This window comes from Streptomyces sp. Ru62, from assembly GCF_002920615.1.
Lineage (GTDB): Bacteria > Actinomycetota > Actinomycetes > Streptomycetales > Streptomycetaceae > Streptomyces.
Map to the genome: position 1 here is coordinate 164671 of NZ_PQSU01000016.1, position 11573 is coordinate 176243.

An 11573-nucleotide genomic window follows, 5' to 3' on the forward strand; every position below is an offset into this window, starting at 1 on the left:
TCGCAAGAACGGGCGGGGGCCCACTGTTCACCGCGCCACACATGACGCTAGCGTGGAGGCACCTTTGCACACGCGGGAGCTCGGAGCACCGGGCTGAGAGGGCGCTGACCTCCGTACACGCGATGTTTCACGTGGAACAAGAGGTGTTCCACAAGAGACGTCGGCAGACGGAAACCGCTGCGTCGACCGCCGAACCTGTTACCGGGTAATGCCGGCGTAGGGAGTAGGTCTCATGGCCAACAAGGACGCACGCACGCCTGCCTCCGTCCAGGACGAGAAGTCCCCGGAGGCCGGGAAGTCCATCGGCTGGCACAAGGCGTATGTCGAGGGCTCGCGCCCCGATCTGCGCGTGCCGGTCCGTCAGGTGCACCTCACCAACGGGCAGTCGGTCACGCTGTACGACACGTCGGGCCCGTACACCGATCCACTCGTCGACACGGACGTCCGCCGTGGCCTGCCGCCGCTGCGGGAGAACTGGATCATCGCCCGTGGCGACACCGAGGAGTACGCGGGCCGTCCGGTCCGTCCCGAGGACGACGGGATCAAGCACACCTCGCCGCGCGGCGGGCTGCGGAACCTGGACGCGGTCTTCCCCGGACGCCCGCGCCAGCCGCGGCGGGGCCGCAACGGCCAGGCGGTGACGCAGCTCGCGTACGCCCGTCGCGGCGAGATCACGCCGGAGATGGAGTTCGTGGCCCTCCGGGAGAATGTTTCCCCCGAGGTGGTCCGCGAGGAGATCGCGGCGGGCCGGGCCGTGCTGCCGGCCAACGTCAACCACCCGGAGATCGAGCCGATGATCATCGGCAAGCGGTTCCTGGTGAAGGTGAACGCCAACATCGGAAACTCCGCGGTGACGTCCTCCATCGAGGAGGAGGTCGAGAAGATGACCTGGGCGACCCGGTGGGGTGCCGACACGGTCATGGACCTGTCCACCGGCCGCAACATCCACACCACCCGTGAGTGGGTCCTGCGCAACTCCCCCGTCCCCATCGGCACCGTGCCGCTCTACCAGGCGCTGGAGAAGGTCGACGGCAGGGCCGAGGAACTGACCTGGGAGATCTACAAGGACACGGTCATCGAGCAGGCCGAGCAGGGCGTGGACTACATGACGGTCCACGCCGGCGTCCGGCTGCCGTACGTCCCGCTCACCGCCAACCGCAAGACCGGCATCGTCTCGCGCGGCGGCTCGATCATGGCCGCGTGGTGTCTGGCGCACCACAAGGAATCGTTCCTGTACGAGAACTTCGAGGAGCTGTGCGAGATCCTCGCTGCCTACGACGTCACGTACTCGCTGGGTGACGGCCTGCGGCCGGGGTCGATCGCGGACGCCAACGACGAGGCGCAGTTCGCGGAGTTGAGGACGCTCGGGGAACTCAACCGGATCGCCAAGCGTTTCAACGTACAGACCATGATCGAGGGCCCGGGACACGTCCCGATGCACAAGATCAAGGAGAACATCGACCTTCAGCAGGAGATCTGCGATGAAGCGCCGTTCTATACGCTCGGCCCGCTGACCACGGACGTCGCGCCCGCGTACGACCACATCACCTCCGGCATCGGTGCCGCGATGATCGCCTGGTGGGGCACGGCGATGCTCTGCTACGTGACGCCCAAGGAGCACCTCGGCCTGCCCAACCGGGACGACGTCAAGACCGGCGTCATCACCTACAAGATCGCCGCACACGCGGCGGACCTCGCCAAGGGGCATCCCGGGGCTCAGGAGTGGGACGACGCACTGTCCGACGCCCGCTTCGAGTTCCGGTGGGAGGACCAGTTCAACCTCGCGCTGGACCCGGACACGGCACGGGAGTTCCATGACGAGACCCTGCCGGCCGAGCCCGCCAAGACGGCGCACTTCTGCTCCATGTGCGGCCCGAAGTTCTGCAGCATGAAGATCAGTCAAAGCATCACACAGCGGTTCGGTGGTGCGGCGGCTGAAGGAGCCTCACCTGAGGAGATCGCCGAGGGGATGCTCCAGAAGTCGAAGGAGTTCGCCGCCGGCGGGAACCGGGTGTACCTGCCGTTGGCCGACTGACGGAGCAGGGAGCGATGGTTCGGCGGCCGAATCATCGCTCCCTGCGACGTGGAGGTGGTGTCCCGACCATGCCCGCCCCAGACTTGCCGCATGACAGCGAGATCAATGAGCAAGGGCGCCAACCTTCCGATCGGTTCTCGGGCAGTGCGCGCTGAGCTCGCTTGGTCCGAGACACCTGGAGCGCCGGACGTCGATGCCTCGGCGCTGCTGCTCACTGGTGCCGGACGGGTTCGCAGCGACGGTGACTTCGTCTTCTACAACCAGCCGCAGCATGCGTCAGGCTCCGTAAGGCACCTGGGGAAGCAGAGGGGTTCTGGTGTCACGACGGACACGGTCGAGGTGGACCTGCGTGCGGTGGAACCGGATGTCGAAAGGGTTGTGCTGTGTGCGTCCACCGATGACGGGACGTTCGGGCAGATATCGGGACTGACGCTGAGACTGCTCGACGCAGGTACGCAGGGAGAACTGGCCCGATTCGACATGGAGGCCACGACGGAGACGGCGTTCATCGGTGGCGAGCTCTATCTGCGAGGCGGCCAGTGGAAGTTCCGTGCGGTCGGGCAGGGATATGCTTCCGGGCTTGCCGGGCTCGCCACCGACTTCGGGATCACCGTTGATGACGACCCCCCGGCCACGGTCGTGCCCCTTCTGCCGCCGGCGCCTGCGCCGGAACCGCCTGCCCCGTCCGCGCCGACAGTCGCCTCGCGCCTCAGCAAGGGCGAGGAACAACTACCCGTGGACATGCGCAAGAGGCTGTCCCTGCGCAAGGAGCAGGTGGCGGTCAGTCTGGAAAAGCACGGTGCCGCCGGTGTCACGGCGCGAGTCGTCCTGGTACTCGATGCTTCCGGTTCCATGTCCTTCCTGTACTCGAAGGGCGTCGTGGCCGATGTGGTGGAACGCATGGCCGCGGTCGCGGCGCAGTTGGACGACGACGGTGAGATGCAGGCCTGGACATTCGCCTCGCACGCGGCCCGACTGCCTGATCTCCACCTGGGGGACCTCCCCGAATGGCTCCGGCTCCACGTCCGGGTAGGTGAGCTGAGCCTCTTCGGCCGGAGCAGGAAACCCAGGAAGGGACTTCGAGCCGGTCAGGTGGACATGCGGGCGGTCGGTATCCAGAACGAGGAACAGAAAGCCATCGCTCAAGTTCGTCAGTACGTTCGCGATCACCCAGCCACCGCCCCCACGCTCGTGCTGTTCTTCTCCGACGGAGGCGTCTACCGCAACGCGGAGATTGAGCGGGAGCTTCGTGAAGCCGTCGAAGAACCGATCTTCTGGCAGTTCGTGGGTATGGGACGGGCCAACTACGGCGTGCTGGAGCGCTTCGGCACCCTACCGGGTCGGCGGGTCGACAACGTCGGCTTCTTCGCCGTTGACGACATCAGCAAGGTCTCCGACCCGGAACTGTATGACCGACTCCTGTCCGAGTTCCCAGCTTGGATGACTGCCGCCAGTCAAGCCGGCATCCTCTGAATCGAACCTATTGAGCCTATTGAGCCTTTCAGGGGCGCAGTTGTCCCGCATGAAGATCTCGCAGGACATCCGGCCTGAGCACGGTGGCAGCCGCGCCGAGGCCGGGGAGGGCCGGTCGGATCACTCGGGCTGGTGGTCCGGGCCGCCGAAGTCCGGGCTCGTGTAGTCGGGGCTGGTGAAGCTCGGGCGGCCGGTCGCGGTGCCGTCGTCGGGGCTGCTGAAGCCGGGGCGGTCGTAGCCGAGGCGGGGTATGCGGCCGGTCGGTGCCGGTGGGGTCGAGGGGTGCCCGGCGGTCGTGCCGGGCTCGGCGAGTGCCTCCCGGAGGAAGGGCAGGATGCCGCGCTCCAGCAGGGCGTTCCGCCACGCCTCCTTGGCCCTGGCCAGCTCCTCGTGGGCCGCGTCCCGCGCCCGGTCGTCCGCCGGTGTGCTGTTGCGCAGAGCGGTGAGCAGCAGTCCGACCGCGGCGACCAGGACCGCCGCCGCGGTGATGGCGCCGAACACCCAGCCGGCGGTGAGCATGGTCCGGGCGAAGGTCTGGCCGGGGTCGAGCATCTTCAGGATGTAGCCGACGAGCAGGAAGATCACCGCCGCGGTCCCGGAGAGGACGGGAGCCAGGACGGCGATGACCGCGATGGCGCCCGCGCCGGTGCTGTCGGCGGCTTCGCCGAGAGTGGTGGCGAGGCCCGTGGCGGTCGGACCCGGGCCCGCTTCCTCGGAGTCGCCGACGGCCGGCGGACCGGACAGCGCCGGGTGACGCAGTTCGTCGCGCAGCTTGACGTAGTGCTGGTACTCGGCCGCCGCGGCTGCCGTGATCAGGGCGGAGGCGTTGAGTGCCATAGTGCGCAGTTGTTCGGAGTTGAGCCGCTGTCCGACGGCGGCCAGTTCCGGTCGGTGCGGTGCGGAGCGCAGCGCCTCACCGAGGAGCCGCTCGAATTCCTGGCGGTCCTCGCTCTGCAGGTGCTGCGGAACGCTGTTCATGTGCATCCCCCGATGCTCCGTAGGGCTTGGGGCTCGCACGCCGGCGAGCCGTCGGGCAGAAACGGAGGGGAGCCTGCTACGGATAAGCCGATGGTAGAGCCGTGACGGCGCGCGGTGACAGGGGATTGCCGGAAATTGCGGTCCGGCCTGCGCGTACGCGGCTGAGGAATGCCTGTCCGAAGAACGGTCAGCTGCTCAGGGGCAGTTGCTGGACCAGCAGTTTTCCGGCCATGGTCACTCCGCCGTCCATGGCGATGGCGAGTCCGTCGGCGTAGACGTGCGGTCCCTCGACGATCGGGCCGGTGCTCTCCTCGCCGTCCTCGGAGCCGACCTGGCCGAGGAGGTACGGAATGGGGCTGTGCCCGTGAACGACCCGGGTGCCGCCGTACGTATCGAGGAGGGAGCGTACGGCGTCGGCGCCGCCCTCGTCGCGGAAGGAGAAGCGCTTGGTGAACTTGCGGAACAGGTCCCAGACCTCGTCGGCGTCGTTGCGGGTCAGCGCCTCGCGGACGGTGTCGTTGACCGCCTCGATGGAGTCGCCGTAGTCGAGGTAGGCGGTGGTGTCGGAGTGGAGGAGCAGATAGCCGTCGACCTCCTCGACGGCGTCGAGGCGGGCCATCCACTGCAGGTGGTGGTCCTGGAGGCGGTCCATGTCGGTCTTCTGGCCGCCGTTGAGCAGCCAGGCCGCCTGGAAGGTGGCGGTGCCCGCGCCGGAGTTGACGGGGGTGTCGCCGAACCGTTTGGCCCCGAGGAGCAGCAGTTCGTGGTTGCCCATGAGGGCCTTGCAGTAGCCGCCGGCCGCCGCGGCCTCGGCGGACAGCCGCATGACCAGGTCGATGACCCCGATGCCGTCCGGGCCGCGGTCGGTGAAGTCGCCGAGGAACCACAGCCGGGCGGTGCCGGCGCACCACTGGCCCGAGGCGTCGATCAGGCCCTGCTCCTGGAGGGCCGCCACCAGCTCGTCCAGGTAGCCGTGGACGTCACCGACGACATAGAGCGGGCCGGGCCCGGTCGCGGGCTGCGGGGCCGGGGCGGCCGGTGCGGGCTCGACGGGGACCTGGAGGGTGTCGCCGCGGTTGATGACGGGCAGGTCGCGCTGGGTGGGGGTGTAGCCCTCGGGGTACGCCTCGTCGGCGGGCGGCACGACGTCGCCGGGGTGGACGTGCTGGACGTACGGACCGGTCTCGTGGACGTACGCGGGTACCCGGAAGTCGCGCAGCGTCGCCGTCCGCTCCGCCTCGGGTCCCTGACCGGCCCCCTGAGTCATCAGACCCCTCCACCATCGCGCCGCATCTGCACCGCTTCGGACTGCCTGGTCGCAGCGGTCCGCGGTGTCGTGGGCCCATCATAGGAACGCGCGTCGCGCCGTGTGATGACCCAGGGGTGGTGAATCGGAACAAGACTCCAGTTCACTGCGGCTTTCGCCCCGTTTGGGCAGATGTTCGACCGGCTGTCGGCCGGCCGGGCCCTCGGTCCACCGGCTCCGTCCCCGCCCCCCGCGGCGCGCCGACGGGTCCCTCTGTGCCGCACCGGCCGGGACCCGCGCGGGTCGGTGCGGCGGGCGGTGCTACTTGTCGTCCGGTGTCCGTGGCGGGCTGACCGTCGTGCGCGGGGACCGCCGCTGGGAGGAGGTGCGCACGATCAGCTCGGTCGGTATCACCTGCTCGACCGGCTGGTCCGACTCGACGCCCTCGATGGCGTCGATGAGGAGCTGGACGACGGCGGTGCCGATGCGGCGCGGCTTCAGGGACAGGGTGGTGATGGGCGGCTCGGTGCTGGCGTACACGGTGGACTCGCTGCAGCACACCAGCAGCAGGTCGTCGGGGACGCGCAGGCCGTAGCGGCGGGCGGCGGCGAGCAGGTCGGTGCCGTTGGGGTCGAACAGCCCGTAGACCGCGTCGGGCCGGTCGGGGCGGGCGAGCAGCCGGTCCGCGGCGACGGCGCCCGCGCACGGGTCGTGTGCCGGATAGGCCTCGTAGACCGGATCCTGGCCGACCCGTTCGCACCAGCGCAGGTACGCGGTGGTCGACAGGTGGGTGTACGTGTCCGTCGTGGTGCCCGTGAGCAGGCCGATGCGGCGGGCGCCGGCGGCGGCGAGGTGGTCGAGGATGCCGAGTACGGCGGCCTCGTGGTCGTTGTCGACCCAGGCGGTGACGGGGAGCGCGCCGGCCGGGCGGCCGTCCGAGACGACCGGCAGTCCCTGCCGGACCAGCTCGCTGACCACGGGGTCCTGGTCGGAGGGGTCGATGACGACCGTGCCGTCCAGGGCGACGTTGGACCAGACGTCGTGGCGGGAGGTGGCGGGCAGGATGACCAGGGCGTAGCCGCGGGCGAGCGCGGCCGAGGTCGCGGCCCGTGCCATCTCGGCGAAGTAGGCGAACTCGGTGAAGGTGAAAGGTTCATCCCCGTATGTCGTCACGGTCAGGCCGATCAGACCCGACTTGCCGGTACGGAGGGTGCGGGCGGCGGCCGAGGGCCGGTACCCCAGCCGGTCGGCGACCTCGCGGACATGGCGCCGGGTGGCATCCGGGAGCCGGCCCTTGCCGTTGAGGGCGTCGGACACGGTCGTGATGGAGACCCCGGCGGCGGCGGCGACGTCTCTGATGCCCGCCCGACCCGGCCGGCTGCCTCGACGTGAGGTTTCCGCGCGGCTCACCTGGTGCTTCCCTGCTGCTGTCATGGCGAGCCGATAGTAGGGCTCATGCGGTGGGGTAGTGCGGACGCATATGCACGCGTTGACAGGCACGTTTCTGCATGGTCATTGGGTGTCAACTTCCTTGGAAACCAAGGTCGTTGATCGATCCAATAGTAAGACGTGACTTGTCGACGCGGATGGACCTACCAAGTCCCCGATGTCTCGAAGAGGTCTCAACTCACCTTCACGGGGGACGCGCGCCACGGCGCAAGCTACCGGCGCATAGATATATGTACGGCGCGCCCCCCGAAACGTACGCCTTCGTACGAGGATGCCCTTGATGCCCGGGGAAGACGTGAGCTTCGCCTCTTTCCGCGGCGGCGGCCGGACCGCTGGGCGTTCCGCACCTGTTCGCAGCGGGGCCGAATCCTCTTAAGGTGAGGAGTATTGGATGCCGGGGGTGTCGACGGGCCGCCGGTGGTCGCGAGGAGGACTGCGGTGAGCGAGACGAGCCCCAAGCTGCGCGCCGAGCTGGAGGGTATCCCCACCTACAAGCCGGGCAAGCCGGCCGCGGCCGGCGGACCGGTCGCCTACAAGCTGTCCTCCAACGAGAACCCGTACCCGCCGCTGCCCGGCGTGCTGGAGAGCGTGAGTGCGGCGGCCTGCGACTTCAACCGCTACCCGGACATGGCCTGCACCGGCCTGATGAACGAGCTGTCCGATCGCTTCGGTGTGCCGCTCTCCGACCTGGCCACCGGCACCGGCTCGGTGGGTGTCGCCCAGCAACTGATCCAGGCCACCAGCGGCCCCGGTGACGAGGTGATCTACGCCTGGCGGTCGTTCGAGGCGTACCCGATCATCACGCAGATCAGCGGTGCCCGCTCGGTGCAGGTGCCGCTGACGTCGGGCGACGTGCACGATCTGGACGCGATGGCGGACGCGATCACCGACCGGACGCGGCTGATCTTCGTCTGCAACCCCAACAACCCGACCGGTACGGTGGTGCGACGGGCCGAGCTGGAGCGGTTCCTCGACCGGGTGCCCGCCGATGTGCTGGTGGTGCTGGACGAGGCCTACCGGGAGTTCATCCGCGACCCCGAGGTGCCCGACGGTGTCGAGCTGTACCGGAAGCGGCCCAACGTCTGCGTCCTGCGGACCTTCTCCAAGGCGTACGGGCTGGCCGGGCTGCGCGTCGGTTTCGCGATCGCCCACGAGCCGGTGGCGGCGGCGCTGCGCAAGACGGCCGTTCCGTTCGGGGTGAGCCAGCTGGCTCAGGAGGCTGCGATCGCTTCGCTGCGGGCCGAGGACGAGCTGCTGGGCCGGGTGGGCTCGCTGGTGTGCGAGCGCACGCGCGTGGTCGACGCACTGCGGGCCCAGGGCTGGACGGTGCCGGAGACGCAGGCCAACTTCGTGTGGCTGCGGCTGGGGGAGAGTACGGTCCCGTTCGCACAGGTCTGCGAGGAACACGGAGTGGTGATCCGGCCGTTCCCGGGCGAGGGTGTTCGGGTGACGATCGGGGAGGCCGAGGCGAACGACATCTTCCTGAAGGCGGCGGAGGGGTTCCGCAAGGAGCTGTAGTCCTGAGGCAGCTCCCACACGGGGTGCGGACGCGAGAGACGGCACCTCTTCGTCCTGCGAGTCCGCACCCGCCTCCAGGAACGGGCGGGTGTCCGTTTCCCGTGAAACCGAGGCGGTTGCGCCGAAACGCGCCTCCATCTCTGTCATGTCCTTGACATAACTGCCCGCGAGGGACCCCCCTGCGCAGTCCGAAAATCAGTACGTCATAATGGCTTGTGAATGTGAACGCGTTCACAAGCGCGTCTCGTTTGTTCCGTATGTGTGCAACAAAAGGGGCAAACCGCCGCTGCACCACGCCGCAGTAAGGAGAGTGACGACGTGGACCTGGCTTTGGCGCCGGAGACACTGGCGCGCTGGCAGTTCGGCATCACCACCGTCTACCACTTCCTGTTCGTTCCGCTGACGATCTCCCTGGCTGCGCTCACAGCCGGGCTGCAGACGGCCTGGGTGCGTACGGAGAAGGAGAAGTACCTCAGGGCGACGAAGTTCTGGGGCAAGCTCTTCCTGATCAACATCGCGATGGGTGTCGTCACCGGCATCGTGCAGGAGTTCCAGTTCGGCATGAACTGGTCCGACTACTCGCGCTTCGTCGGTGACATCTTCGGCGCCCCGCTCGCCTTCGAGGCGCTGATCGCCTTCTTCTTCGAGTCCACCTTCATCGGCCTGTGGATCTTCGGCTGGGACAAGCTGCCCAAGAAGATCCACCTGGCCTGCATCTGGATGGTGTCGATCGGCACGGTCCTGTCGGCGTACTTCATCCTCGCGGCGAACTCCTGGATGCAGCACCCGGTCGGTTACAAGATCGACAAGGCCAGGGGGCGGGCCGAGCTGACCGACTTCTGGGCCGTGCTGACCCAGAACACCGCCCTCAGCCAGGCCTTCCACACCCTGTCCGCGGCCTTCCTCACCGGTGGCGCCTTCATGGTGGGCATCTCCGCCTACCACCTGGCCCGCAAGAAGCACATCCGCGAGATGAAGACCTCGCTGCGGCTCGGCCTGGTCACCGTGGTCATCGCCGGCCTGCTCACCGCGATCAGCGGCGACACCCTCGGCAAGGTGATGTTCAAGCAGCAGCCGATGAAGATGGCTGCCGCCGAGGCACTGTGGGACGGACAGAAGCCGGCGCCGTTCTCGATCTTCGCCTATGGCGACGTGGACAAGGGCCACAACTCCGTGGCGATCGAGATCCCGGGTCTGCTGTCCTTCCTCGCTGACGACAGCTTCACCTCGTACGTGCCCGGCATCAACGACGTGAACAAGGCCGAGCAGCAGAAGTTCGGGCCCGGTGACTACCGGCCCAACATCCCCGTCGCCTTCTGGGGCTTCCGCTGGATGATCGGCTTCGGTATGGCCTCCTTCGCCATCGGGCTGGCCGGGCTCTGGCTGACCCGCAAGAAGTTCATGCTGCCGCAAGCCCTGAGGGTCGGCGAGGACGAGGTGCCGCACCTGGTGCTGTTCAAGAACAAGGCGCTCAGCCCGAAGCTCACCCCCTGGTACTGGCGCATCGCGACGTGGACGCTCGCCTTCCCGCTGATCGCCAACTCGTGGGGCTGGATCTTCACCGAGATGGGCCGCCAGCCGTGGGTCGTCTACGGCGTCCTGCAGACCCGGGACGCGGTCTCCCCCGGTGTCTCGCAGGGTGAGGTCCTCACCTCGATGACCGTCTTCACCGCGCTGTACGCCATTCTCGCCGTGGTCGAGGTCAAGCTGCTCGCGAAGTACGTCAAGGCCGGCCCGCCCGAGCTGACCGAGGCCGACCTCAACCCGCCCACGAAGATCGGCGGCGACACCCGTGACGCCGACAAGCCGATGGCCTTCTCGTACTAGGCCGAGGGAACAGTCATGGAACTTCACGACGTCTGGTTCGTCCTGATCGCCGTCCTGTGGACCGGCTACTTCTTCCTGGAGGGCTTCGACTTCGGGGTCGGTATCCTCACCAAGCTGCTGGCCCGCACCCGGCCCGAGCGCCGGGTGCTGATCAACACCATCGGACCGGTCTGGGACGGCAACGAGGTGTGGCTGCTCACCGCGGGCGGCGCGACCTTCGCCGCGTTCCCCGAGTGGTACGCCACCCTCTTCTCCGGCTTCTATCTGCCCCTGCTGCTCATCCTGGTCTGCCTGATCGTCCGGGGAGTCGCCTTCGAGTACCGGGCCAAGCGGCCGGAGGAGAACTGGCAGCGCAACTGGGAGACGGCGATCTTCTGGACCTCGCTGCTGCCGGCGTTCCTGTGGGGAGTGGCCTTCGGAAACATCGTGCGGGGGGTGAAGCTCGACCGGAACTTCGAGTACGTCGGCAACGTCTGGGACCTGCTCAACCCCTACGCCCTGCTCGGTGGCCTGGTGACGCTCACGCTGTTCACGTTCCACGGAGCGGTGTTCACCGCGCTCAAGACGGTCGGGGAGATCCGGGTGCGGGCCCGGAGGCTGGCCCGGTGGGTGGGTCTGATCGCGGCCGTCGTGGCGCTCGCCTTCCTGCTGTGGACGCAGGCCGACAGCGGTGACGGCAAGAGTCTGGTGGCTCTGATCGTGGCCGTCGTCGCCCTGACGGCGGCTCTCGTGACCAATCAGGCCGGGCGGGAGGGGTGGTCGTTCGCGCTGTCCGGCCTCACCATCGTGGCGGCCGTGGCGATGCTCTTCCTGTCGCTCTTCCCGAACGTCATGCCGTCCACCCTGAACGGGGACTGGAACCTGACGGTCACCAACGCCTCGTCGAGCCCGTACACCCTGAAGATCATGACGTGGTGCGCGGCGATCGCCACACCGCTCGTCCTGCTCTACCAGGGCTGGACCTACTGGGTTTTCCGTCAGCGGATCGGCACGCAGCACATCGCTCCTGACCCTGCGGTCGGCGCCGCGCACTGAGTTTGCCGAGGG

8 protein-coding genes and 1 riboswitch are annotated in these 11573 nt (G+C 68.1%); of the genes, 5 read left to right on the forward strand and 3 right to left on the reverse strand.

Annotated features, from left to right (window positions below; translation table 11 throughout):
• The first annotated feature begins 62 nt into the window (after window positions 1-62).
• Window positions 63-240, forward strand: a riboswitch (TPP riboswitch).
• Entirely contained in the window at window positions 233-2035 is a 1803-nt protein-coding gene (gene thiC / locus C3492_RS22865) for a phosphomethylpyrimidine synthase ThiC (RefSeq protein ID WP_103813613.1), read from the forward strand. It overlaps the preceding riboswitch by 8 nt.
• A 90-nt stretch (window positions 2036-2125) precedes the next feature.
• The gene (locus C3492_RS22870; protein WP_103813614.1) at window positions 2126-3508 is read left to right on the forward strand and encodes a VWA domain-containing protein; all 1383 of its coding nucleotides are present in this window, start codon (window positions 2126-2128) and stop codon (window positions 3506-3508) included.
• Between the two features lie 120 nt (window positions 3509-3628).
• Here C3492_RS22870 and C3492_RS22875 read toward each other — a convergent pair whose 3' ends face one another.
• From C3492_RS22875 to C3492_RS22885, 3 genes are all read right to left on the reverse strand, one after another.
• Window positions 3629-4492, reverse strand: a complete 864-nt coding sequence (locus C3492_RS22875; RefSeq protein ID WP_103813615.1) for a hypothetical protein — start codon at window positions 4490-4492, stop codon at window positions 3629-3631.
• A gap of 181 nt (window positions 4493-4673) precedes the next feature.
• Entirely contained in the window at window positions 4674-5753 is a 1080-nt protein-coding gene (locus C3492_RS22880; protein WP_103813616.1) for a metallophosphoesterase, read from the reverse strand.
• 300 nt (window positions 5754-6053) lie between these two features.
• Window positions 6054-7166, reverse strand: coding sequence for a LacI family DNA-binding transcriptional regulator (locus C3492_RS22885; RefSeq protein ID WP_103813617.1), 1113 nt, complete (start codon window positions 7164-7166; stop codon window positions 6054-6056).
• A 453-nt stretch (window positions 7167-7619) separates the two neighbouring features.
• Here C3492_RS22885 and hisC point away from each other — a divergent pair, with 453 nt between their 5' ends.
• The 3 genes from hisC to cydB all read left to right on the forward strand — a co-directional run bounded on the left by hisC (window position 7620) and on the right by cydB (window position 11561).
• Window positions 7620-8699 (forward strand): histidinol-phosphate transaminase, encoded by a 1080-nt coding sequence (gene hisC / locus C3492_RS22890; RefSeq protein ID WP_103813618.1) that lies wholly within the window; start codon window positions 7620-7622, stop codon window positions 8697-8699.
• A 318-nt stretch (window positions 8700-9017) separates the two neighbouring features.
• Window positions 9018-10526 (forward strand): cytochrome ubiquinol oxidase subunit I, encoded by a 1509-nt coding sequence (locus tag C3492_RS22895; RefSeq protein ID WP_103813619.1) that lies wholly within the window; start codon window positions 9018-9020, stop codon window positions 10524-10526.
• A 15-nt stretch (window positions 10527-10541) separates the two neighbouring features.
• On the forward strand, window positions 10542-11561 hold the full coding sequence (gene cydB, locus C3492_RS22900; RefSeq protein WP_103813620.1) for a cytochrome d ubiquinol oxidase subunit II: 1020 nt from the start codon (window positions 10542-10544) through the stop codon (window positions 11559-11561).
• Window positions 11562-11573: the final 12 nt, after the last annotated feature.